We start from the raw sequence: 22337 nt of genomic DNA on the forward strand, positions 1-22337 counted from the left end.
TGATGAAACCCTTCGCCCTTCTCGCTCTGTGGCTGTGGGCGGGGGCGGCCGCCGCCGAGGTCGAGGCGACGAGCCCCCTCGCGCTGGACGAAGGTGAGGCCTCGTCGAGCAAGCGGGGCCTGCGTCGCGGCAACGTCCACATGGAGCTGTGGGCCAGCGACATCCAGCTCGCGAACCTGGCGGTGAAGGTGGGAGGCGGCCCCTTCTACCTGACGCTGTTCGCGGGCCTGGAGCCGGGCGGCCGCAAGGACGCTCGCTTCAACTTCGGCGTGGGGGTGGGCGGCCACGTGGTGCTGTCGCACCGCCTCTGGCTGGACCTGGACATCACCGGGGGCGCGGTGCAGCCGGTGCAGAAGCCCCTGGAGGGTGACGGGGGCAACGTGCTGGGGCAGCTGCGCCTGATGCTGGGCGTGCAGGTGGTGTCGCGCTTCGCCCTGTTCATCGGGCCCACCTACAACCTCTGGTACGTGTGGGGCCAGCCGGACTTCGACTCCGTGACGCGCATGTCCGTGAGCGAGAGCCACCCGAAGGCGGACCAGCGCATCCAGCACTGGCCCGGCCTCCAGCTGGGCATGCACTTCTGACGCGGGGCTACTCCACCTTGGTGGCGCGCAGCACGGTGGCGTCGCCCGCGGGGCCCGCCTTGGGCCGCGTCTCCAGGACGCCCTGGATCTTCAGGCCCCCCGCCACGGTGCGCTGCATCAGCGACTCCAGCTGCTGCTCGGAGCCCCCCGACACGGCGGACAGGTCCAGCTCGTGGATGGGAATCGCGTCCATGTCCGGCTTGTCCGCCAGGAAGGCGTTGTAGGACGGGCAGGGCGGGGCGATGCAGCGGATGCCGCTGTCCTTGACGATGTAGACGGTGCTCTCACCCATCTTGACCTCGTTGGTGTTGCCTTGGGGGGAAGGTGGGACAGGGGTGCCGCTCTGGTCACCGCTGGGCGCGGGCGGCGTGGACGGCTGCTTGGAGTCCCCGGCGGAGGGGGTTCCCGGCTCGTTCGACGGCGTCGGCGGCGTGGAAGAAGGCTTGCTGCACCCGGCGGCGAAGCCCAGCGCGAGGGCGGCGAGCAACAGCGGACGGACGTTCATGGGTGGCTCCATGCTCCAAGAAGGAGGCGAGACCCCCAGTGTCCACTGCCCGGGGGCCCAGGGCCAGCACACTCGGCTGACCGCAGGTCAGCTGGACTGGGGGTGCCTGAATGCCCGTACAGCGTGACTGGGAGTCTCAACCCGGGGGGCCGAGGGCGAAAGGGGCGTGCTGGCGTCGTTGACGCTCCCCATGTCACGGGCTACATCGGCGCCCTGATCGGCTCCTCGGGGCCGAGACTTTTAAGGACGCCCTCCGATGGAATTCCGCATCGCCGCCGACGAGCTGAAGAAGGCCCTCTATCGTGCCCAAGGCATCGTGGAGCGCAAGACGACGATGCCCATCCTCGCGAACGTGCTCGTCAATGCGACGAAGGGTGGCATCACCGTCACCGCGTTCGACCTGGACATCGGCATCGTCTCCGAGCACCCCGCCGAGGTCATCAAGCCCGGCGCCGTCACGCTCAGCGCCAAGTACGTCTTCGACATCGTCCAGAACCTGCCCGACGCGCAGGTGACGCTGAAGAAGCTGGCGAACAACTACGTGGACATCTCCAGCGGCTCCGCCCACTTCAAGATCGTGGGCATGGCCGCGGAGGAGTACCCGAAGCTGCCCAAGGAAGAGAACGCCCCGCTGGTGCAGGTGGGCGGCAGCACGCTCTTGGAGATGATCAAGAAGACCCAGTTCGCCATCTCCAGCGACGAGACGCGCTACATCCTGAACGGCGTCTTCTTCGAGCCGCAGGCCAGCGGCAAGGTCCGCATGGTGGCCACCGACGGCCACCGCCTCTCGCTCATCGAGCGCGAGCTGACGGGGGACTTCAAGCTCAAGAGCGGCGTCATCATCCCGCGCAAGGGCCTGATGGAGCTCAAGCGCCTCCTGGACGAGGCCCCGGATGCGGAGTGCCACCTGGGCTTCGCGGAGAACTCGGCGCTGTTCAAGAAGCCGGGCCTGACGATGGTGATGCGCCTCATCGACGGCCAGTTCCCCGAGTACCAGCGCGTGATTCCCAAGGAGGGCGAGAAGGTCGTCCTCGTCCCCAAGGTGCGCTTCCTGGAGGGCCTCAAGCGCATCGCCCTGCTGTCCGCGGACAAGAGCAACGCGGTGCGCATCGGCCTGGAGGAGAACAAGCTGGTCATCACCGCGAGCAACCCGGACCTGGGTGAAGCGCGCGACGTGGTGGAGCTGGCCTACCGGGGCAACGACATCACCGTGGGCTTCAACGCGCGCTACCTGACGGATGTCCTGATGGTGACGGAGACGGACGAGGTGAGCTTCGAGCTGGGGGATGAGCACAGCCCCGGTGTCCTGCACGCCCCGGGCGACCGGACGTTCACCGCCGTCGTCATGCCCATGCGCGTCTGAGCCGCCGCTCCCGGCGCCTCGCTCTACCCGGCCCATGCGACTCCCCTCGGAGCGCATGGGCTTCGTGTTTGTGGGGTGGTGACCAGGGGCGTGGGCCTTTCGGGCCGCGAGGCGCGGGAGGGGCTTCCGGTAGAGTGCGGGCGTGGCCTCGCCCCCGGACAGCCTGAGCGCTCGGTTGGAGGACCGCGCGGACCTGCTGGAGTCCGCGCGGCTCCGCTACGGGACGTTGCGGGGCATGCTGGATGCGTTCTTCTGGAGGGACCGGGTGCGCGCCCACTTCGAGCTGTTGCGCGAGGTGGCGCAGGCGCAGCCGGAGGTGGAGTCCACGCTGGCCTCGCTGAAGCGGCGCGCCGCCGCGGAGGGGTGGCCGCGTGATGCGTCGCCCGTGAAGCTGATGTCGGAGGTGGAGCGGCTGCGCGAGGCCGTGGAGCGGCTGGTGCTCAAGCGGCTGCCGGGCGCGGAGGCGTCGGTGCCGCTGGCGGAGGCGCTGCTGCGGCTGGAGGAGGTGGTGCTGGAGGCGGGGCCGCTCCTGGGGCGGCGCACCTGGGCGCGCGCCCTCGAGCTGCTGCCGCGCAACCTGCCGGAGCTGCGCGCGGCGTGCGCCGCCGCGGAGGTGTTCGAGCGCATCTTCAAGCGGCCGGTCTCCTCGGGGGCCTGGCCTTTCGACGCAGCGGAGGTGGGGGAGCTGCGCCGCGCCTTCCCGCTGGCCGAGGCCGCGCTCGCGGCGCTGTGGGGCCGGCTGGAGCACTTCGACACCAGCGGGCGGGTGAAGACCTTCCTGGAGCGCCGGGCCTCGCGTGCGCCGCTGCACGTGCCCCGCAGCGGACCGGAGCTGCTGCTGCACGCGGCCTTCTGGCACGGCGTCGCGCTTGCTCGGGCGCGCGTGCTGCTGGATGAGCGGCTGTCTCCGCTGGTGCCTCGCGACGGGGAGGTGCCGGAGCTGCTCGCGTGGCTCGCCGAGCGCGAGGGGGCGTGGACGCGCGGGGGCGGAGAGGCGGGGCCCGGGCTTGTCGCGAGCGAGTCCTTCAGCGAGGCGCGCGCGGGCCTGCTCGAGGTGGCCGCGGAGCTGGCGCGGCTGTCTCGTGAGCGGCCCTCCGGGACGTGGAACGAAGAGGCCGCGTGGGCGCGGCTGTGGACCGCGGCGCGGCGGGCCGGCGGAGAGGAGGGCGCGGACGTGGAGCGGCTTCGCGACGCCCTGCGCCTGTTCATCCTGCTGCGCGGACAGGCGCAGACGCCGGCGCGGTTGTTCTCACCGGAGCACACGCGGCACCGCGCCTCCGACGACGTGGGGCCCGAGGTGAAGGACCTGGCCTCCCTGGTGCGGGCCGCGCGCAACGCGGCCTCGCGTCAGGAGTAGGCGCGCGTCACTCCACCACGTCGACTTCGCCCAGCGGCAGGTCCAGGCCGTTGATGCGGGCCTCGATGCGGTGGGGGCCCGGGTAGTGGCGGCGCGTGGAGAGCTGCGCCAGCGAGACGCGCTTGCCCACCTCTGCCTCTTGTCCCGCATCGAGCGTCAGCTCGCGCACCTTGAAGACCTTGGGCTGAGGCGCCTCGCCGCGCGCCTTCATGAAGTGCACGGCCAGGTCCACCACGAGCGACTGGGACTGCTTGGAGCGGTTGACCACCACGAAGCGCAGGTCCATGGCGCCGCCCACCTTCGCGCGCTTGGGAATGCCCGTGGGGCGCACCTCGATGCCGGTGGGCTTGCTCGCGCCCAGCACCTCCAGCGCGGCGGGCTCTCCCCGCTTGATGGCGAAGCGCAGCGCGTGGCGCACCACCCACTCGCGCTCCGGCGTGGCGTCCTTCATCCACGCCTTCGCCACCTTCACCAACACCTCCGGATGGTCCTTGCCGATGTCGTTGAGGTTGTTGGCCACCGAACGGCGCACGTACAGCTCCGGGTCGTCCTTGAGCAGCTCCAGCAGCGCCAGCACCGGACGCGGGTCCTGCTGGAACGCGCGCAGGCGCGAGGCCCACGGCAGGCGTGGACGCGTGCCCTCCGAGACGAGCCGCCGCACGTGGGCGTTGGGGTCCTTCGTCCACTCGCGCAGCCGCGTCAGCGTCCGCTCCGGGTGCTGCTCCAGGAAGGGGCGGATGGAGTACTCCGCCGTGAAGCGCCGCGTGAGCTCATGCTGCGCGCGCATGGACTCCTCGAAGTGCCCGAGCCCGTGCTCCGACACGTACATCGTGTGAGGCAGGTAGAAGAAGACGGCCATGCCGCCCACCCGGTCCACCTCTCGTTCCTCACCCAGTGAGCGGATGAGAATGTCCACGGCCTGGGGATAGTCGCGCGGGAGCGCGCGGTGCATGGCCTGACGGATGTGTTGGGCCCGGCCGATGAGCTCGTGCTCCTCCAAATCCTGTCTGGCTTCGCGCACGAAGGTCGCGAGCGGGAAGGCTGGATGTGCGTGATGAAGTGTCTTGCCCAATCGCTCCACCAGTTGGGCATCGAAGAAGAACTTGAGGGGCTCCGCCATGGCGTCAACAAAAGCCCGTCGAGACGTAACCCACAAGACGTGTCGCACCTTTCCTCGCTGCCCTGAAAGACTCCCTTTTGCTAGGCGTATGAGTCGTGGCGACACGCAAGGGCCGGGGCCCTCGGGGTGCGAAGCAGGGCGCGGTAAGACGAAGCCGGGGTGACGGCGCGAATCGCGCCGTTCGTCCCACATCGGGTGTCTCCCCGCTGCGCGAACAGCTCGCATCGGTGTCGGACCCGCTGGCGTTATTGGAAGGACTCTTCCTCCACTCGCCGGTGCCGTATGCCATCTTCGACCGGGAGGGACACTGTCGGCTGAGCAACCCCGCGTACCGGGCGATGTTCGGCTCGGTGCCTCCGCCCGAGTACAGCCTCTTCCGCGACGAGCTGGTGGCGAAGATGGGGCTGGACCTGCTCCTGCACCGCGCCTTCGAGGGGGAGACGGTCCAGACGCCCACCATCTGGTACGACGTGAAGGAGCTCCAGCACATCGAGGTGACGCAGGCCCACCGCATCGCCATCTCCTGCACCTGCTTCCCGCTCGCGTGCGACGCGGGCGAGGTGCAGTACATCGCCCTGGCCTACAAGGACGTGACGGCGGAGCTGATGGCGCGAGAGGCCGAGCACCTCGAGCGGCGGCGCCTGTATCAATTGCTCACCAAGGCCCCGCTCGCCATCGACCTGCTGCGCGGTCAGGACCTGCGCTTCGAGTTCGCCAGCCCGCTGCTCAAGCGGCTGTTGGGCGGGCGCGAGCTGGTGGGGCGCAGGCTGCTGGACGCCGTCCCGGACATCGCCCCGGACCTGGTGACGCTGTGTCTGAATGTCATGAAGACGGGGGAGCGGGTGGTGGCGCGTGAGTATGCGTTGACCATCGACTACGCGGGCAAGGGCCATGTGGAGACGCGGTACTGGAATCTCTCTCATGAGCCGCTGTTCGACGAGCAGGGCCGGGTGGATGGGATTGTGACGTTTGCCTTCGAGGTCACCGAGCAGGTGCTGGCCCGCCACGCGGTGGAGCACCAGCAGCGGTGGCTGGAGGCGGTGCTGGACTTGATGCCCATGCCCGTGGTGATGGCCGAGCCCAACACCGGCGTCATCACCTTCTCCAACGACGCCGCGGACCGGCTGTACGGCGGCCCCATGCCCACCAACGTCTCCGCCTCCGAGTACGGCGAAATCTTCCATGTGACGGACATGCAGGGCCGCCGCCTGGGGCCGGAGCTGTTGCCCTCCGCGCGCGCGGCGCGAGGCGAGCGGCTGGATGGCATGGAGGTCATGTGGCACACGAAGGCGGGCCAGTTCGTGCTGAGCATCTGCTCGGAGGTGCTGCCCGCGATGCACGGGCACCCCGAGGTGACGCTCCTGCCCTTCCTGGACATCACCCGCTTGAAGTCGGTGGAGCAGCGGCTCCAGGACGCCATCCGCGTGCGCGATGAGTTCCTGTCCGTGGCGAGCCACGAGCTGAAGACGCCGCTGACGGTGCTGGGCCTGCGGCTGCAATCCTTCGCGCGCGCGGCGCTGGCGGACCCGGACTCCGACTGGGCCCAGCGCCATGCGCGCGACGTGGAGGGCATGCTGCGCCAGGTGATGCGGCTGGCGGACCTGGTGAATGGCCTGCTGGACGTGTCGCGCATCGGCACGGGGCGGCTGAATCTGGAGTACGAGCAGGTGGACCTGCGCGCGCTGGTGCAGGAGGTCGCCGCCCGCTTCCAGCCGGAGGCGGAGCGCGCGGAGTGCGACGTGGAGGTCTCCGGCACCGACGTCATCGTCGGCGCGTGGGACCGGATGCGGCTGGAGCAGGTGGTGACGAACCTGGTGTCCAACGCGCTCAAGTACGGCGCGGGCCATCCCGTGCGGGTGCACGTCGAGGTGGAGGAGGGGCGGGCGCGCCTGCGCGTGCGCGACGAGGGCATCGGCATCAGCGCGGAGGCCCAGGCGCGCATCTTCCACAAGTTCGAGCGGGCCGTGTCGGAGCGGAACTACGGTGGCCTGGGCCTGGGGCTGTACGTCACCCGCACGCTGGTGGAGGCCATGGAGGGCGTCATCCACGTGGACAGCGCGCTGGGGGCGGGGGCCACCTTCACGGTGGAATTGCCGCTCTGTCCGTCCGGGCCGGTGGCCGTGGCCATCAAGGCCATCAAGGAGCTGGCGTCCTGACGGGCCTTGCCCGCTGCTGTGGCGGGGAGCGGCGGACGCGGGTATACGGGGTGCGCCGTGCGCCTCCTCGCACTCCACGTCCAAGACTTCCGCAATCTCGCGCAGGTGTCGCTCGCGCCCAGTGCCCATGCCACCATCGCCGTGGGGCAGAACGGGCAGGGCAAGACGAACCTGCTGGAGGCACTCTACTTCCTCGCCACGCTCAAGCCGCTGAGGGCCGGGCGGCTGTCGGAGCTGGTGCGCTGGGGCACCGACGGCGCCCGCGTCAGCGGCCGCTTCCTCCTCAAGGGCGCCGAGCGCGAAATCGCCGTGGAGGTGGGCGGCGGCACGCGACAGGCCTTCGTGGATGGCAAGAAGGCGCCCAGCCTGGAGGAGTACTTCGGCGGCGTGTCCGTGGTGGCCTTCACGCCGGATGACCTGGAGGTGGTGAAGGGCGGCCCGGACTCCCGGCGCGGCTTCCTGGACCGGGCGGTGTTCAACCGCTTCCCCGCCTACCTCCGGGAGAGCCGGGAGTACGCGCGCGCGCTGAAGAACCGCAACCGCCTGCTGCGCGAGGGCGGCGCGGTGGACCCGGCCTACCTGGGGGCCTACGACGAGACGCTCGCGAAGGCGGGCGCGCGCATCTACTCGCGCAGGCGCGCGCTGATGTCGGAGCTGGCGCCGCGCGCCCAGGCGACCTTCGCCTCCATCGGCCGCACGGTGGACCCGGCCACGTATGGCTATCACCCCGCGCACCTGGGCGGAGACTTCGCCGGCGCCGACGAGGCCGCGCTCGCCCTGGCCCTGCGTGAGGCGCTGAGCGAGCGCCTGCGCCGCGACTCGGACCGGGGCTTCACCTCCGTGGGACCTCACGCGGACGACGTGTCGGTGACGCTGGGGGGGCGCAGCGCGCGGGCCTACGCGAGCCAGGGACAGCAGCGCGCGCTGGTGCTCGGCTGGAAGATTGCTGAAATCGAGAACCTCCAGACGTGCATGGGGTTCCTGCCGCTGCTCATGCTGGATGACGTGTCGAGCGAGCTGGACCCGGAGCGCAACGCCTACCTGATGGACTACCTGTCGCGGAGCGGCGCGCAGGTCTTCCTCTCCACCACGGACGGCTCGCTGGTGCGCGGCGCGGCGGCGGAGGACACGCTGTGGCTCTCCGTGGCGACGGGGCAGGTGTCGCTGACGGAGCCGCGGACCCCCGACGCGGGCTGACTCACGGCACCGGGCGGCGCCGCTGCCAGGGCCAGTGCATGTGCATCCGCCGGGACGAGGCGTGGTGCGCGGGCAGGTCCGCCTGCTTCACGTTGCCGAAGAAGGCGAAGCGGTACTCGGCCCAGAGCACGGCGTAGGCCACCGCGAACAGGAACGCGGCCAAGGGCAGCCACCACACCGTCCCCACGGCGAGGCCGACCGTCGCCAGCGCCAGCAGCGCGATGCTCAAGCCGAGCGACAGCGCGCGCAGCTTCTTGGACTCGCTGAACGCCATCCCCATGGAGATGAGCGAGAGCACCAGCACGGAGACCGCCATCCAGTAGCCGGTGCGCGCGTACAAGGCGGCAATCGACAGCAGGAAGAGACCGAAGCCGAACACCGCGAGACCGCCGTCCATGTGACCTCCTCGCGCCTCGTCGGGTGGGCGTCTCGCCTGGCCTCCTCGTCCCGGTGGGGTGCTGTAACGAACATGCGAACCCGAATCGCACCCGGGGACTCCCCAATCGAGCAAGACGGGCCAGATTGATTGTGGACGGGGCGGACGAGCGTGCCCGTCCCGGCGGGGGGAATAGCCGGCGCGCGGGGCGTGGGTGACGGTGGGACCTTGAAGGTCTGGTGTCCGCTACTCGTCATCCCGGGGTGGGAGAGAGGGCGTGGGGGTGGACGTTTCAAGACGGCGCGGAATTGCTTGCGGCGTCGTCGGGCGTGACGCATGACTTGGCCCGCAGGGGCCGGAAGAGACAAGGCGAAGAGAACGGTGCCATGCAGAGGATGACGCTGCTGCTCGTGGTGCTGGCCTCTCTGGGAGGCTGTCACCGGGTGACCTTCGAGGACTCCGTGTTGTCCAAGCCGGAGGTGCGCTACCGCGTGGGGCCGCTCCCCAAGACGTGGAATCGCGTCTGGCTGGAGGACAACGACCTGGCCTTCTCCGAGGCGGGCACGGGCCGCGCGCTCTCCGTCAACGCGACGTGCAAGGGACATGATGACCCGCCGCTGCAGGTGCTCACGCGGCACCTGCTGATGGGTTTCACGGCGCGCCAGGAGGTGTCTCAAGGGCTCATCATGCTGGACGGGCGCGAGGCGCTGCGCAGCCGCTTCCTGGCGAAGATGGACGGGGTGCCGGTGGAGCTGGAGTTGGTGGTGTTGAAGAAGGACAACTGTGTCTTCGACTTCACCTACGTCGCGCCCCCGGGAATGGCGGAGGAGCGGATGCCGGACTTCGACGCGCTGCTCGCGGGCTTCAAGGCGGAGCGCCCGGGATGAGCCCTTCGGTCGAAGCGGGCGCCACCGTCCTGCCGCCCTCGGAGCGCCACCGGCTGGTGGAGCGGGTGAAGGAGCGGCTGGAGTCGCTCGGGGCGATGGCGGTGATGACGGGGCAGGTGCTCAGCCGCGCGGTGAGGCCGCCCTACAACGTCAGCGCGTTCGTCTTTCATGTCGAGTCCTTGGGCGTGCGCTCCATGCCCATCGCGCTCTTGACGGCCACCTTCGCGGGGTTGGTCATCTCGCTCCAGTTCGGCTACTTCCTGGCGCGCTTCGGCGTGCAGTACACGGTGGGCCGGGTGGTGGTGCTCACCTTGTTCCGGGAGCTGGCGCCCGTGCTGACGGCGCTGACGGTGGGCGCGCGGCTGGGCAGCGGCATGGCGGCGGAGCTGGGCTCCATGACGGTGACGGAGCAGGTGGACGCCATCCGCGCGCTGGGGGCGGACCCGCTGCGCAAGCTGGTGGTGCCTCGGGTGCTGGCGTGCCTGTTGGTGATGCCGGTGCTCACGGTGTTCGCGGACGTGGTGGGGCTGGTGGCCGGCGCGCTGGTGGTGAAGGCGCAGTACGCCATCTCGTTGAACCTCTTCTTCCGCGGCGCGCTGGACTCGGTGCTGATGCAGGACTTCGTGTCCGGCGTTTTCAAGGGCGCGGTGTTCGGGCTCATCATCGGCCTGGTGGGCTGCTTCAAGGGCATGACGGTGGAGGGCGGGACGGAGGGCGTGGGCCGCGCGACGACGCAGACGGTGGCGATCACGTCCGTGGCGGTGTGTCTGGCGGACTTCTTCATCACGAAGGTGACGCTGTACCTGTGACGCGCCATGCCCTTCCTCCGCCGCAGAGAAGCGCCGACGTTCGAGTTCCAGCGGCCCACGCCGGGTGAGCAGCTCATCCACTTCGAGCACCTGAAGAAGAGCTTCGGCACCAAGCGTGTGTATGACGACCTGGAGCTGGAGGTGCGCGCGGGGGAGACGCTGGTGGTGCTGGGCGGCTCCGGGACGGGGAAGAGCGTGCTGCTCAAGTGCCTCATCGGCTTGCAGCGGCCGGACGCCGGACGCATCGTCTTCCAGGGGAAGGACGTGACGGGCTTCTCGGAGGAGCAGTTCATCCCGGTGCGCCGCCACGTGGCGATGGTGTTCCAAGGCGCGGCGCTGTTCGACTCGCTGTGCGTGGGGGAGAACGTGGCCTATCCGCTGCGCGAGCACTTCCCGGAGATGTCGCCGGACGAGGTGCGTGAGCGCGTGGCGGAGAAGCTGGCGCTGGTGAACCTGCCGGGCACCGAGCAGCTCATGCCCTCCGACTTGTCGGGCGGCATGAAGAAGCGGGTGGGGCTGGCGCGCGCCATCGCCACCAACCCGGAGGTCATCCTCTGGGACGAGCCCACCACGGGGTTGGACCCCGTCACGACGCAGTCCATCAACGCGATGATCAACTCGATGAAGACGAAGCTGGGAAGCACCTCCATCGTCGTGACGCATGACCTGGTGAGCGCGTTCGCGGTGGGGGACCGGATGGCGATGCTGGCCGAGCGGAGAATCGTCCAGGTGGGGACGCGCGAGGAGTTCCGTCGCTCCACGGTGCCGGAGGTGCGGGCGTTCCTGGATGCGCGCCGCGTGGAGCTGGAGCCGGGAGCCATGTCATGAGCCTGTTCACCTCCACCTCGAACGAGCGGAGGCTGGCGATTCGCACCGGCCTGTTCGTGGCGATGGGCCTGGTGGTGGCGGGCGTGGTGGTGTTCTTCATCGGCCAGGAGTCGCGGCTGTTCCAGCAGCAGGTGACCTACCGGGTGTTCCTCCCCAACGTGCAGGGCTTGAGCGACAAGTCTCCGGTGTGGCTGGGGGGCCTGGAGGTGGGGAAGGTGACGGGCATCTTCTTCTCCCAGGACCCCCAGGACCCTCGGCTGGAGGTGCAGCTGCGCGTCGCCGCGCGCTATCAGGACCGCGTGAAGAAGGACTCCACCGCGCAGCTCACCAGCATGGGCGTGCTGGGGGACAAGGCGGTGGACATCTCGCTGGGCACGCCCACCGCGCCGCCCCTGGAGCCGGGCGGGGAGATGGTGGCCATCACCGGAGGAGACCTGTCCACGCTGCTCAGCGGCGCGAGCAAGGTGATGGACAACTCGGTGGCCATCAGTGAGTCGTTGCTCAAGACGGTGCAGTCGTATGGGGACCCGCGCATGGTCGCCGACGTGCAGCGGGGGCTTTCGTCGCTGCGAGCGCTGCTGGAGCAGGTGGAGAACGGGGACGGCGTGCTGCACGCGCTCATCTACGACAAGGAGGCGGGGCGCGAGGTGCGCGGGCTGGTGACGAACGCGTCGCGCGCGGCGCAGCGGGTGGATGGGGCGGTGGGGCACCTGGAGGCGCTGCTCGCGGAGGTGCGCTCGGGGGATGGCACCGCGCATGCGCTCATCTACGGCGACGAGGGGGCCACGGCGCTGCGTGAGCTGGGAGAGGCGGCGGGGCAGCTGGCGGGGCTGATTGAAGATGCGAAGAAGAGCGAGAACGGGGCGGTGCACCAGCTGGTGTACGGGGACGCGCGCGGGATGTTCGCGGACCTGGGCAGCGCGGCGGCGGACCTGAAGAGAATCACGGCGACGGTGGCGAAGGGGGAGGGCACGGTGGGAGGGCTCATCACCGACCCGACCGTGTATGAGGACTTGCGAGAGGTGCTGGGCAACGTGAAGCGCAATCGCATCCTGCGCACGTTGGTCCGCTTCTCCTTGGACAACCGCAAGGACCTGGACCAGATGGGCAAGGTCAAACGCGTGGACCCGCCGAGCGCGCCTTCGCAGACACCGCCCGTGCCGACGACGGAGTGAGCTGGGCAATGGCAGACACGCGGGGTTGGTGAGTCCCACGTGGGTCTGGAGAAGAGTCCCTTGGGCTTGCTCGAGGGGGGGCTGGATTGCGCACAGTCGTGACGCGGCGAGCCGAGAGGTTTCGGCAAGTCCCTTCAGGACGGGGCTTCTGTGACCCGTTTGACGTAAGGGAAATCATTCATGAATATTCTGGTTCCCCCGCATTTTCCGAGGAGTCGGGAATGTCCAGTGTCGTGCGTCGCAGCGGTCGTTTCGCCGTGGTCGTCGGTGCCCTGGTTGCCCTGTCCGGCTGTTCCAACAACGCCCCGGAGTCGCAGGGAGACAAGCCGCCCGCGGGCGAGGAGCAGCCCACGCAGCAGGTGCTGGAGGCTCGCGGCTGTCGCGTGAATCCGACGCACGAGGAGATGGCGGACATGGAGCTCCGCTACTCGCAGGAGCGCGTGGTGTCCGCGTACGCGCGCCCCAACGGCTCGGTGACCATCCCCGTCTACTTCCATGTCATCAACAAGGGCACGGGCGTGGCGAACGGCGACCTGACCACCGCCATGATCACCAACCAGATGAACGTGCTGAACGCGGCCTACGCGAACACGCCGTTCAAGTTCACGCTGACGGCGACGACGCGCACGACGAACTCGGGCTGGTTCACGGGCATCGGCAACACGACCACCGAGCGCGCCGTGAAGACGGCCCTGCGCAAGGGCGGCAAGAACGCGCTGAACATCTACTCCGCGGCCCCGAGCGGCGGCCTGCTGGGCTGGGCGACGTTCCCCTCCAGCTACGCCAGCAACCCCATCATGGACGGCGTCGTGATTCTGCACTCCAGCGTGCCGGGCGGCAGCTCCGCGCCGTACAACCTGGGCGACACGGGCACGCACGAGGTCGGCCACTGGCTGGGCCTGTACCACACGTTCCAGGGCGGCTGCGCCAACCCGGGTGACTCCGTCAGCGACACCCCCGCCGAGGCCTCCGCCGCCTTCGGCTGCCCCACCGGCCGCAACACCTGCTCCGCCGCCGGCGTGGACCCCATCACCAACTTCATGGACTACACGGACGACTCCTGCATGAACTCGTTCACCGCGGGCCAGGTGGCGCGCATGGACTCGCAGGCGCTGACCTACCGCTGAAGCCAGACGCGGTGACGTCATGAAGCACTCGACGCCGGGGCGCTCCTCACGCCTCGGCGTCGTCGTTTTTATGTATCCCCTCGCGGGACACCTGGGCTCCAATCGCGCGCCCATGACCGCGCTCGCCTTGCGTGAAGACCGATTCCTGGACGTCCTCCGGCGCCTCATCGCCCTGACGCCCCGATTGCAGAACAACCCGTCCGCGGGGATGGTGCCCCAGGAGCGGCTCGCCGCCCAGGTGGTGCTGGACACGCTGGCGCCGCACATCGCCAGCGGCTTCATCCATGCGGAGTCCCTCGCCTCGCCCGGCAACGAGTCCCGCCCCAGCCTGGTGCTCACCGTGAAGGGCACGGGGGAAGGCGCGGTGGGCTTCGTCGGCGCGCACTTCGACGTGGTCCCCGCGGACCGACAGTCCGAAGGCTGGGAGCACGACCCCTTCACGCTGTGGGAAGGCCCGGACGGGCTGCTCTACGGCCGCGGTGTCACCGACTGCCTGGGCCATGTCGCGGTGGCGACGGACCTGCTCGCGCAATTGGCGGAGACGGGCACGCGCCCGCGCCGCACGCTGAAGGTGGTGCTCATCGCCAACGAGGAGTCCTCCGACCTGCCGGGCCTGGGCCTGGGCTACGTCGCGGAGCAGGGGCGGCTCAAGGACCTCTCCGGGCAGCCGGTGTACTGGCTGGACAGCGCCAACTTCGGCCCCACGCTGGGCACCGGGGGCATCAGCCAGTGGGAGCTGAAGGTCACCGGCGTGGGCGGGCACTCGGGCATGCCGCAGAACTGCGTCAACGCGCTGGAGCTGGCCATGGCCACGTCGCTGGAGCTGGCGCGCTGGTTCCATGCGCACTACCCGCCCTCCGAGGACGAGAAGCGCTGGGGCTTCCTCGCCACCTCCAGCCTCAAGGCCACCGTCGTCGAGGCCGCGAACACGAAGGAGACGAAGATTCCCGCGGACGTCACCCTGCGCGGCGACATCCGCCTGACGCCCTTCCACGACCTGGCCGAGGTGCGGCGCGCCACGGAGGCCTTCGTGCGGGAGCTGGACGCGAGGCTGGAGCGCGGCGACGTGCCCGCGGGGTTTCCGCGCACGCGCACCGCCGACGGCAAGCGCGGCACGCTGTCGTTCCACTTCCAGGGCTCCGGCACGGAGGGCATCGCCTGCCGCCTGGACTCGCCCGGACTCCACGCGCTGAAGGACGCGATGAAGGCGGTGCGAGGCGTGGACGCGCAGCCCTTCTCGCTCACCGGCTCGCTGCCGCTGGTGAGGGACCTGCAACGTCAGGGCTGCGACGTTCAAATCACCGGCTTCGGCGAGATGAAGTACTACCACGCGCCCAACGAGCAGGCCCATCTGGGGGATTTCCGTCAGGGGTTCTCCATCCTGCGCGAGCTGCTCGAGAGGCTGTGAGTCCGGAGAGGTAGAGTGCCCGGCGTGACGCATGATGCGCTCGAGGCCCACGCCGGGCCCCAGCCATGCGAGGAGCGGTGACGCCGTGAGAGACCTGCTGATGATTCCGGGGCCCGTGGAGTTCGAGCAGGAGGTGCTGCAAGCGCTGGGAGCCCCCACGCTTGGCCACACGGACCCCGCCTTCATCTCCCTCTTCGGCCGCGCGCTCAAGCGGCTGCGCGAGGTGAGCCTCGCCCCCGGCGCGCAGCCCTTCGTCATCTCCGGCTCCGGCACGCTGGCCATGGAGCTGGCCGTGGCCAACCTCGTCGAGCCCGGGGACGCCGCCCTGGTGGTGAACACGGGTTACTTCAGCGACCGGATGGCGAAAATCCTCGAGCGCCATGGCGCCAAGGTGACGCACGTGCGCGCGGCGCCCGGAGACGCGCCGTCGGTCGCCGAGGTGAAGGGCCACCTGGAGCGCGGCGGCTTCAAGGTGGTGACTGTCACGCACGTGGATACGTCCACCGGCGTGCTGGCCCCCGTGGAGGGGCTGTCGCGCCTGGCGCGCGAGTTCGGCGTGCTGTCGGTGGTGGATGGCGTGTGCGCCACCGCGGGCGAGGTGTTCCACCAGGACGCGTGGGGCGCGGACGTGTACCTCACGGCCAGCCAGAAGGCGGTGGGCGTGCCGCCGGGCCTGGCGCTGCTCACCGTGGGGCCTCGGGCGATGGAGGCGTGGCGCCAGCGGCGCACGCCCGTGGCCAGCGTGTACTGTGACTTCGCGGAGTGGCTCCCCATCATGGAGGCCTATGAGGCGGGCAAGCCCGCGTACTTCGCCACGCCCCCCGTCAACCTCGTCCATGCGCTGGACGTGAGCCTGGGGCTGATTCTCGCGGAGGGACTGGAGGCCCGCTTCGCCCGCCACCAGCGCATGGCCCGGGCCTTCCGCGCCGCGTGGGCCGCGCTCGGCCTGCGCATGCTGCCCGTGTCCGAGGCCGTGACGGCGAACACGCTGAGCGCCGTCTACTACCCGGAGGGCGTGGACGCGTCGCTGGTGGGGCGCGTGAAGACCGAGGGCGTGGTGGTGGCCGGCGGGCTCCACCCGGACCTCAAGGCGCGCTACTTCCGGGTGGGCCACATGAACCGCGTGGGTCCCGCGGACCTGCTGGCCACCGTGGGGGCCGTGGAGCGGGCACTCGCCGCCTCCGGCCACCGCTTCCAGCCCGGTGCGGGCCTCTCCGCCGCCGAGTCCTCCCTCACCTCCCGCTAGCACCCCGCACCTCCTGCGTCCTCTCCTCCCGGGGCCCGCCCCTCGGGAGAAAAGTGTCCGGAATCCAAGGGTTTCGGATGCTGAACGATGCCCTGCCCTCTCTTCGGGGTCGGCTCGAACCCTTCGACAAGGGTGGAAAAATATGAGAGGGTTGCCAACTAGGAAGTGGGGGGAGTCCAGTTATCTCTGAAAAACGCGAAGAGGGCTGGATGAGTCCCCTGGGCCGATGCAGCGCGAGTCCCCTCGGGGAGACGACCATGTACGTGAGCACGGAAGTCAGCGGCGGTGGCGCGGCGTGGGAGCTGGAGCAGCGGCGGCTGGCGGCGACGGACGACGACCAGGCGCGGGGCATGTTCTTCCAGGGCGCGCTGCACGTCATCGCGTGCCTGGGAGGCGAGGGTGCCGTGGCGCGGTGCAAGGGCGTGGCGGGGGTGTGGGAGATCAACCCCTTCCACCTGTACCCGGTGTCGCGCTACCTGCGGATGGTGTCCACGGCGGCGCGGCTGCTGGGGCCGGGCTCGCGGGGCTTCGACGAGGTGCTCCTTCGCATGGGGGCCCAGGCGTCGGTGGACTTCCTGTCCTCGCTGTTCGGCCGGGAGCTGCTGGCGGAGACCATGGGCAGTCCTCGGACGCTGGTGGAGGCGATGGGGGACGCGTACCGCATGGCGGTGAGCTACGGCGAGCGCTACCCGCAGTGGACGGGGGAGCGCAGCGTGCGCTTCGTGATGCGGCGCGACTTCATGCCGGCCGTCTACCACGTGGGGGTGCTGCGGGGCGCGCTGGAGTCGGTGGGCGCGCGGGACGTGCGGGTGCGAGGCCGGCAGGTGGCGTTATTGGAGAGCGAGTACGAGATGTCCTGGCGGTAGCGGACGCGGCGGGAGGGAGGGCCCGCCGCGGCTGTCGAGCACCTGTCAGCCCGGGTTGTTCACGGCGAGGTCGGGCACGTCCTGGAGCCCGTTGCCGCCGCCCAGGCTCACGGTGGAGGAGACGAAGGGCGCGGGCACGGCCTGCTGCGCGTCGAAGGCGGGCGTCGTGTCCACCAGCGAGTCGATGAGGGCCTTGAGCACCACGAAGTGCTGCGCCTGGACGCCTTCGATGGAGGCGAGGCCGAAGCGGGTGCTCGGGGTGTTGAGCCCCTTCACGACGCGGTTGTAGCCGAAGGCGGCGCGGCGCTCCTCGTTGGCGGCCAGCTTGAGGGCGTTGCCGACGGAGGGCTTGAACTGGGGCGGCGGGAGGAAGGGCGCCTGGTCCGGGCGCACGGGCGTGGCGCCCAGGTTCGTCAGCATCTCCGACAGCAGGACCGCATGGGCTTCATGGTCCTCCAGGAACGCCTGGGCGACGGCGAGCGCGAGCCCCGCCAGGTCCCGCTGCGGCTGTGGCAGGGACGGGTCTTCATGGGCGGCGGTGAGCAGGGTGATGCCCTGGTGGTAGCCGTCGATGAGCGAGTACTCGAGCGCCAGCAGCGTGTTGAGGGCGCTGGCCTCGCGGGCCCGGTCGATGCCGCTGCCATGGGGAAGCGGCGACTCCTCGCGGTTCGCGCAGCCGGAGAGCGCGGCCGTGGTGGCGACCGCGGCGAGCCCCTGGATGAACTGGCGGCGCTCCAGCCGCTCATCGGACGGGAGTGGGGTGGTCATGGGTGCGGTCTCCATCACTTCGTCACGTCGTAGAAAGGCAGGAGGGTTTCGTCGTCGAGCCCGGGCGCGCCATCGACGGTGAGCGCGAAGCTGGTGGGCACGAACTGGGCGGCCATGGACGCGAGCGCGTCCGCGGGTTGGTTGAGGGTGGACGCGGCGGGCGTGACGAAGCCTCGGGCGGCCAGGTGGAGGACGACGAAGTGCTGCGCCTCCACCGCGCCGATGGCGGCGGCGAGGTCCGCGTTGTCCGCCGCGTTGAGGTTCTTCTGCGCGTCGGTGTAGCCGATGGCGGCGGCCTTCTCCGCGTTGGTGGCCAGGTCGAGGACGTTCTGGATGCTGGGGACGAAGTCCGCGGGGACCTGCGCCTCGCCGTCGCCCACGTCGTCGGCGCCGCCCTGCCGGGTGATGAACTGGGACAGCTTCGCGGCGTGGTCCGCGTGCTGCGCCATGAAGTGGCGGGCAATGGCCGTGATGATGCCCCGGAAGCGCAGCAGCGGGTCGGTGCTGGCGGCGGTGTCGAGCACGGCGAGGCCCGCCTGGTATGTCTTGAGGGCGTTGCGTTCGGCGATGAGCAACGACTTGAGCGCGTCCACGTCCGTCGGTGCGAAGCGAGCGTGCGCCGGTGAGCCGTGTGTGAGCAGGCCCGCCGTCAGCCCCAGGCCCGCGACGGCCCGCAGCGCGGCCCGGCGAGAGGAGAGTCCTTCCGTCATGAATCCATCCGAAGAGGCGGTCGAGAAGAGTGCGCCGGGTGCCCCCTGAAACCCGGCTGCGGCGGACTACGACGAACGGCTCCGCGCGGATTTTCGCGCGCGCGAGGGATTTCCCCGGACGACACGTGCGCGACACCTGGCCGCGCGCCACCCGTGCTCCAGGGCGGTGCCGCGTTCGTCCGTGGGCCGTGTCAACGGATTGGAGTCGGTGACAGCAAATGGAAGCGGCGGGAGCGCGCGCTGGCGAGGCAAGTGGCCAGTGCTCAACATCGCGGCGCCCAGGGGAGGGGGGCGGTCATCGCGGTGAGGGGCTCGCGGTAGGCTGAGCGGGCCGTGGGCGCGAGAGCGAGGTGCGTGCGTGACTGGGCCGCTGCTGGTGGTGGATGACGACGCGGACCTGCGCGAGGCCCTGGAGGAAGTGCTGCGCGACGCGGGCTACGAGGTGGTGGGGGCCAGCAATGGCAAGCACGCGCTCGACGTGCTGGGCGCTTCACGCGAGCTGCCCGGGTTGGTGCTGCTGGACATGATGATGCCGGTGATGGACGGCGCGGGCTTCGCGCGCGCCATGCGCCAGGTGCCCGCGTGGCGCGACATCCCGCTGCTCGTCTTCTCCGCGTCCGCCAACGCGCGCCAGGTGGCCGAGGAGATTGGCGCGTGTGGACATCTGCGCAAACCCGTGGACGTGGACACGCTGCTGGAGGCCATCCGTAAACACCAGGCGGCGTGAGCACGCACCCGCACTGCCGGGTCTCCAACATGCACGCGGTGGGCGGGCAGGCGGGCGCAATGGATGTTTGACGCCCCGCGATGCGGACTGGTAAGTGCCCACTTAACACGCACGTCTTCGACGGAGGTAGGATGCACGCCAACGCGCTCACGCTGCTGCTGGTGCAGCTCATCGTCATCATCGGCGTGTCTCGGCTGATAGGGCGTGGGACGCGCTGGCTGGGGCAACCGTTGGTCATCGCGGAGGTGGTGGCGGGCATCGTGCTCGGCCCTTCGCTCCTGGGGTGGCTCGCGCCGGACCTGATGAACACGCTGTTCCCCCCCAGCTCGATGCCGGCGCTGACGATGCTCAGCCAGGTGGGGCTGGTGTTGTTCATGTTCCTCATCGGGTTGGAGCTGGACCCCCGGCTCTTGAAGGGGCGTGGCCACGCGTCGGTGGCCATCAGCCACACGAGCATCGTGGTGCCCTTCGCGCTGGGCGCGGCGGCGGCGGCGCTCTGGCTCTACCGGGACTTCTCGGACCCGAGCGTCCCCTTCTCCTCGTTCGTGCTCTTCATGGGCGTGTCGATGAGCATCACCGCGTTCCCGGTGCTCGCGCGCATCCTCACGGAGCGGGGGCTGTTGCAGTCGCGCGTGGGGGCCATCGCGATTACGTGCGCGGCGGTGGATGACGTCACGGCGTGGTGTCTGCTCGCCTTCGTGGTGTCCATCGTCCGGGCCTCGGACCTGATGCACGCGGGGCTCACCACGCTGCTCGCCATGGGCTACATCGCCTTCATGCTGCTGGTGGTGCGGCCGTTCCTCGCGCGGCTGGGTGCGCGCGTGGCGAGCCGGGAGGGCCTGACGCAGAACGTGGTGGCCGGCACGCTGCTGCTCCTGCTCGCGTCCGCGTGGGCGACGGAGCTCATCGGCATCCACGCCCTCTTCGGGGCCTTCCTCTTCGGCGCCGTCATCCCCAAGGAGGGCGGGCTCGCCGAGGCGCTGGCGGAGAAGCTGGAGGACGTGGCGGTGGTGCTGTTGTTGCCCGTCTTCTTCGCCTTCAGCGGCCTGCGCACGCAGATTGGCCTGCTCAACACGCCCGAGGCGTGGCTGACGTGCGGAGTCATCATCCTGCTGGCCTGCCTGGGCAAGTTCGGCGGCAGCGCGGTGGCGGCGCGGATGACGGGCATGCGCTGGCGCGAGGCGGGCGCCGTCGGCGTCCTGATGAACACGCGCGGGTTGATGGAGCTCATCGTCCTCAACCTGGGCCTGGACCTGGGCGTCATCTCGCCCACGCTCTTCACGATGATGGTGCTGATGGCGCTGGTGACCACGTTCATGACCACGCCGCTCTTGCGGTGGTTCTATCCCACCGAGGAGCTGGCGATGGACCGGGTGACGTTCGAGTCTCCGCCCGCGCAAGGCACGGCGGCGCCCTACTCGATGCTCATGTGCATCTCCCATCAGCAGGCGGGGCCGGGCATGGCCAGCCTCGCCAAGGCGCTGTCCGCGGGGGGCGAAGCCTCGCAGCTCCACGCCCTGCACCTGGTGCATCCGGAGCGCGTGTCGCTGCGTGGCACGGAGACGGACGCCCTGGCCCCGGACGTGGAGCCGGAGGGGGACAGCGTGCTCGCGCCGCTCCTGGGCCGGGCGGGGAGCCTGGGGCTGTCGGTGCGGCCCCTGTCCTTCGTGTCGACGGAGCCCGCGCAGGACATCTGCCGCACGGCGCAGGCGAAGCGCGCGGACCTGCTGCTGCTCGGCTGGCACAAGCCGCTGTTCAGCCAGACGGTGCTCGGCGGCACCGTGCACGAGGTGATGAGCGCCGCGTCCGGCACCGTGGCGGTGCTGGTGGACCGGGGCTTCGTGGACGTCAAGCGCGTGCTGGTGCCCTTCATCGGCAGCCGGCATGACCGGGCGGCGCTGAAGCTGGCGCGTCGGCTCATGAAGCACGCGGGCGCGGAGGTCACGGTGCTGCACGTGACGTCGCGCGAGGGCAACAACGCGCGGGCACAGGTGGAGGAGCTGTTCCCCTCGACGGAGGGGCCGGGCGTGCGGCTGAAGGTCGTGCGCAGCGAGACGCCCGAGGACGCCGCGCTCGAGGAGGTCCGCCAGGGTGGCTATGACCTGGTGGTGGTGGGCATGGGCGCGCAGTGGGGCCTGGAGGACCGGCTGTTCGGCCTCCACCGTGAGCGCATCGTCCGCGACGCACCGGGCTCGCTCTTGGTGGTGCATGAGCCGGAGCCGGTGGCGGAGGTCGCGACCGAGCCCGTGGCCGAGTCCGAGCCGGTGGCTCCGGCGGTGGCGACGAGGAGCTGAGGGCCATGCACCTGGGGGCCACACTTCGGCTGTTGCGCGTGGACGCGGGGCTCTCCCTGAGGGACCTGGCCCGCCGCATCGGTGTGTCGAGCGCGTACCTGAGCCGGGTGGAGAACGGCGTGGACGCGCCGCCCACGGTGGAGCGGCTGACGGCCATCGCGCGCGAGCTGGATGTGCCGCCCGCGCTGCTGATGGACGTGGCGAACCGGGTGAGCCCCTATGTCGCCGAATACCTGGAGGAGGTGCCGGGCTCCGGCACGCTCTTCCTGGAGCTGGCGCGCCGCCGTCTGACGGGCGCGCAGCTCGCCCGGGTGCGCGACTTCCTGGACGCGGAGTTCCCGGTGCGGGGTGGCACCCACGGGGACGCGCCGGTGCCGGCGCTCGCGCCGCTGCTGGCGCCGGAGCGGGTGGTGCTCCAGGTCTCCTGTGGCGGCTGGGAGGACGTGCTGGACGTCGTGGCGGGTCGGCTGGCGGCGGCCCTGCCGGGCGTGGATGCCGCGCGGCTGGTGGAGGGCTTGAGCCAGCTCGATGACCTGTCCTCGTGCGCGGTGGGCGGCGGGGTGGCGGTGCCCCATGTCTTCCTGCCCGGGGTGCCGTCGGTGGTGGCGCTGGTGACGCTGGCGAAGGGCCTGCGGGTGGACACGCCGGACGGCCGTCCCGTGCGCCTGGTGGTCGCGGCGGTGGACGGCGAGCGGGGCCGCGCGCGGCTCATCCGCATGGCCCACGTGGCCCGGCTGGCGGCGCGAGGGCTGGCGGAGCGCCTGGATGAAGCCCGGCAGCCCGTGCAGGTGCTGGCGGCGCTGGAGGAACTGGAAGCGCTGCGCTGAAGGGCGG

General features: G+C 70.3%; 21 protein-coding genes. 16 read left to right on the forward strand and 5 right to left on the reverse strand.

What is annotated here, in order from left to right:
- Positions 1-2 precede the first annotated feature (2 nt).
- The gene (locus tag MYSTI_RS01180) at positions 3-584 is read left to right on the forward strand and encodes a hypothetical protein (protein ID WP_015345860.1); all 582 of its coding nucleotides are present in this window, start codon (positions 3-5) and stop codon (positions 582-584) included.
- Between the two features lie 7 nt (positions 585-591).
- Here MYSTI_RS01180 and MYSTI_RS01185 read toward each other — a convergent pair whose 3' ends face one another.
- On the reverse strand, positions 592-1089 hold the full coding sequence (locus MYSTI_RS01185; protein WP_015345861.1) for a DUF6748 domain-containing protein: 498 nt from the start codon (positions 1087-1089) through the stop codon (positions 592-594).
- A 256-nt stretch (positions 1090-1345) separates the two neighbouring features.
- Between MYSTI_RS01185 and dnaN the strand changes: the two genes are divergently transcribed.
- Positions 1346-2452, forward strand: coding sequence for a DNA polymerase III subunit beta (gene dnaN / locus MYSTI_RS01190; RefSeq protein WP_015345862.1), 1107 nt, complete (start codon positions 1346-1348; stop codon positions 2450-2452).
- Positions 2453-2594: 142 nt separating this feature from the next.
- Positions 2595-3809 carry an ATP-binding protein gene (locus tag MYSTI_RS01195; protein ID WP_015345863.1) on the forward strand — a complete coding sequence of 405 codons (1215 nt, stop codon included), beginning with the start codon at positions 2595-2597 and terminating at the stop codon, positions 3807-3809.
- A gap of 7 nt (positions 3810-3816) precedes the next feature.
- Here MYSTI_RS01195 and MYSTI_RS01200 read toward each other — a convergent pair whose 3' ends face one another.
- Positions 3817-4929, reverse strand: a complete 1113-nt coding sequence (locus tag MYSTI_RS01200) for a DNA alkylation repair protein (RefSeq protein WP_015345864.1) — start codon at positions 4927-4929, stop codon at positions 3817-3819.
- A 95-nt stretch (positions 4930-5024) separates the two neighbouring features.
- Between MYSTI_RS01200 and MYSTI_RS01205 the strand changes: the two genes are divergently transcribed.
- Positions 5025-7085 carry a sensor histidine kinase gene (locus MYSTI_RS01205; protein ID WP_144369956.1) on the forward strand — a complete coding sequence of 687 codons (2061 nt, stop codon included), beginning with the start codon at positions 5025-5027 and terminating at the stop codon, positions 7083-7085.
- A gap of 57 nt (positions 7086-7142) precedes the next feature.
- Positions 7143-8282 (forward strand): DNA replication/repair protein RecF, encoded by a 1140-nt coding sequence (gene recF, locus MYSTI_RS01210; RefSeq protein ID WP_015345866.1) that lies wholly within the window; start codon positions 7143-7145, stop codon positions 8280-8282.
- Position 8283: 1 nt separating this feature from the next.
- Here the strand turns inward: recF and MYSTI_RS01215 are convergent, their stop codons facing one another.
- Positions 8284-8679, reverse strand: a complete 396-nt coding sequence (locus MYSTI_RS01215; RefSeq protein WP_015345867.1) for a hypothetical protein — start codon at positions 8677-8679, stop codon at positions 8284-8286.
- A 365-nt stretch (positions 8680-9044) separates the two neighbouring features.
- Here MYSTI_RS01215 and MYSTI_RS01220 point away from each other — a divergent pair, with 365 nt between their 5' ends.
- The 8 genes from MYSTI_RS01220 to MYSTI_RS01255 all read left to right on the forward strand — a co-directional run bounded on the left by MYSTI_RS01220 (position 9045) and on the right by MYSTI_RS01255 (position 17004).
- Complete coding sequence (locus MYSTI_RS01220) at positions 9045-9545, forward strand: hypothetical protein (RefSeq protein ID WP_015345868.1); 501 nt, start codon at positions 9045-9047, stop codon at positions 9543-9545.
- The gene (locus MYSTI_RS01225) at positions 9542-10354 is read left to right on the forward strand and encodes an MlaE family ABC transporter permease (protein WP_015345869.1); all 813 of its coding nucleotides are present in this window, start codon (positions 9542-9544) and stop codon (positions 10352-10354) included. The genes MYSTI_RS01220 and MYSTI_RS01225 overlap by 4 nt, the downstream gene beginning before the upstream one ends.
- A gap of 6 nt (positions 10355-10360) precedes the next feature.
- Positions 10361-11182 (forward strand): ABC transporter ATP-binding protein, encoded by an 822-nt coding sequence (locus tag MYSTI_RS01230; protein ID WP_015345870.1) that lies wholly within the window; start codon positions 10361-10363, stop codon positions 11180-11182.
- Positions 11179-12357 carry an MlaD family protein gene (locus MYSTI_RS01235; RefSeq protein WP_015345871.1) on the forward strand — a complete coding sequence of 393 codons (1179 nt, stop codon included), beginning with the start codon at positions 11179-11181 and terminating at the stop codon, positions 12355-12357. Before MYSTI_RS01230 ends, MYSTI_RS01235 begins: the two co-directional genes overlap by 4 nt.
- A gap of 221 nt (positions 12358-12578) precedes the next feature.
- Entirely contained in the window at positions 12579-13484 is a 906-nt protein-coding gene (locus MYSTI_RS01240) for a zinc metalloprotease (protein WP_015345872.1), read from the forward strand.
- A 19-nt stretch (positions 13485-13503) separates the two neighbouring features.
- Complete coding sequence (locus tag MYSTI_RS01245; RefSeq protein ID WP_015345873.1) at positions 13504-14892, forward strand: M20/M25/M40 family metallo-hydrolase; 1389 nt, start codon at positions 13504-13506, stop codon at positions 14890-14892.
- Between the two features lie 85 nt (positions 14893-14977).
- Positions 14978-16138 (forward strand): pyridoxal-phosphate-dependent aminotransferase family protein, encoded by a 1161-nt coding sequence (locus MYSTI_RS01250; protein ID WP_015345874.1) that lies wholly within the window; start codon positions 14978-14980, stop codon positions 16136-16138.
- A 257-nt stretch (positions 16139-16395) separates the two neighbouring features.
- On the forward strand, positions 16396-17004 hold the full coding sequence (locus MYSTI_RS01255; protein ID WP_015345875.1) for a TIGR02265 family protein: 609 nt from the start codon (positions 16396-16398) through the stop codon (positions 17002-17004).
- 45 nt (positions 17005-17049) lie between these two features.
- Here MYSTI_RS01255 and MYSTI_RS01260 read toward each other — a convergent pair whose 3' ends face one another.
- Positions 17050-17772 (reverse strand): ferritin-like domain-containing protein, encoded by a 723-nt coding sequence (locus MYSTI_RS01260; protein WP_015345876.1) that lies wholly within the window; start codon positions 17770-17772, stop codon positions 17050-17052.
- Between the two features lie 14 nt (positions 17773-17786).
- Positions 17787-18482, reverse strand: coding sequence for a ferritin-like domain-containing protein (locus tag MYSTI_RS01265; protein ID WP_015345877.1), 696 nt, complete (start codon positions 18480-18482; stop codon positions 17787-17789).
- Positions 18483-18840: 358 nt separating this feature from the next.
- Between MYSTI_RS01265 and MYSTI_RS01270 the strand changes: the two genes are divergently transcribed.
- The 3 genes from MYSTI_RS01270 to MYSTI_RS01280 all read left to right on the forward strand — a co-directional run bounded on the left by MYSTI_RS01270 (position 18841) and on the right by MYSTI_RS01280 (position 22330).
- A complete protein-coding gene (locus MYSTI_RS01270) occupies positions 18841-19209 on the forward strand; it encodes a response regulator (RefSeq protein WP_015345878.1) in 369 nt (122 codons plus the stop codon).
- Between the two features lie 131 nt (positions 19210-19340).
- The gene (locus MYSTI_RS01275; RefSeq protein WP_015345879.1) at positions 19341-21503 is read left to right on the forward strand and encodes a cation:proton antiporter domain-containing protein; all 2163 of its coding nucleotides are present in this window, start codon (positions 19341-19343) and stop codon (positions 21501-21503) included.
- A gap of 5 nt (positions 21504-21508) precedes the next feature.
- On the forward strand, positions 21509-22330 hold the full coding sequence (locus MYSTI_RS01280; RefSeq protein ID WP_015345880.1) for a helix-turn-helix domain-containing protein: 822 nt from the start codon (positions 21509-21511) through the stop codon (positions 22328-22330).
- Positions 22331-22337 lie beyond the last annotated feature (7 nt).

Origin of the sequence: Myxococcus stipitatus DSM 14675 (assembly GCF_000331735.1) — a bacterium.
GTDB classification, from domain to species: domain Bacteria; phylum Myxococcota; class Myxococcia; order Myxococcales; family Myxococcaceae; genus Myxococcus; species Myxococcus stipitatus.

Bases quoted from the DNA above. Each gene is read 5' to 3' on its own strand.
- MYSTI_RS01220 (WP_015345868.1), top strand. From the start codon at position 9,045: ATGCAGAGGATGACGCTGCTGCTCGTGGTGCTGGCCTCTCTGGGAGGC.
- MYSTI_RS01275 (WP_015345879.1), top strand. From the start codon at position 19,341: ATGCACGCCAACGCGCTCACGCTGCTGCTGGTGCAGCTCATCGTCATC.
- MYSTI_RS01180 (WP_015345860.1), top strand. From the start codon at position 3: ATGAAACCCTTCGCCCTTCTCGCTCTGTGGCTGTGGGCGGGGGCGGCC.
- MYSTI_RS01240 (WP_015345872.1), top strand. From the start codon at position 12,579: ATGTCCAGTGTCGTGCGTCGCAGCGGTCGTTTCGCCGTGGTCGTCGGT.
- MYSTI_RS01230 (WP_015345870.1), top strand. From the start codon at position 10,361: ATGCCCTTCCTCCGCCGCAGAGAAGCGCCGACGTTCGAGTTCCAGCGG.
- MYSTI_RS01255 (WP_015345875.1), top strand. From the start codon at position 16,396: ATGTACGTGAGCACGGAAGTCAGCGGCGGTGGCGCGGCGTGGGAGCTG.
- MYSTI_RS01235 (WP_015345871.1), top strand. From the start codon at position 11,179: ATGAGCCTGTTCACCTCCACCTCGAACGAGCGGAGGCTGGCGATTCGC.
- MYSTI_RS01215 (WP_015345867.1), bottom strand. From the start codon at position 8,679: ATGGACGGCGGTCTCGCGGTGTTCGGCTTCGGTCTCTTCCTGCTGTCG.
- MYSTI_RS01200 (WP_015345864.1), bottom strand. From the start codon at position 4,929: ATGGCGGAGCCCCTCAAGTTCTTCTTCGATGCCCAACTGGTGGAGCGA.
- MYSTI_RS01225 (WP_015345869.1), top strand. From the start codon at position 9,542: ATGAGCCCTTCGGTCGAAGCGGGCGCCACCGTCCTGCCGCCCTCGGAG.
- MYSTI_RS01265 (WP_015345877.1), bottom strand. From the start codon at position 18,482: ATGACGGAAGGACTCTCCTCTCGCCGGGCCGCGCTGCGGGCCGTCGCG.
- MYSTI_RS01185 (WP_015345861.1), bottom strand. From the start codon at position 1,089: ATGAACGTCCGTCCGCTGTTGCTCGCCGCCCTCGCGCTGGGCTTCGCC.
- MYSTI_RS01280 (WP_015345880.1), top strand. From the start codon at position 21,509: ATGCACCTGGGGGCCACACTTCGGCTGTTGCGCGTGGACGCGGGGCTC.
- dnaN (WP_015345862.1), top strand. From the start codon at position 1,346: ATGGAATTCCGCATCGCCGCCGACGAGCTGAAGAAGGCCCTCTATCGT.
- MYSTI_RS01245 (WP_015345873.1), top strand. From the start codon at position 13,504: ATGAAGCACTCGACGCCGGGGCGCTCCTCACGCCTCGGCGTCGTCGTT.
- MYSTI_RS01260 (WP_015345876.1), bottom strand. From the start codon at position 17,772: ATGACCACCCCACTCCCGTCCGATGAGCGGCTGGAGCGCCGCCAGTTC.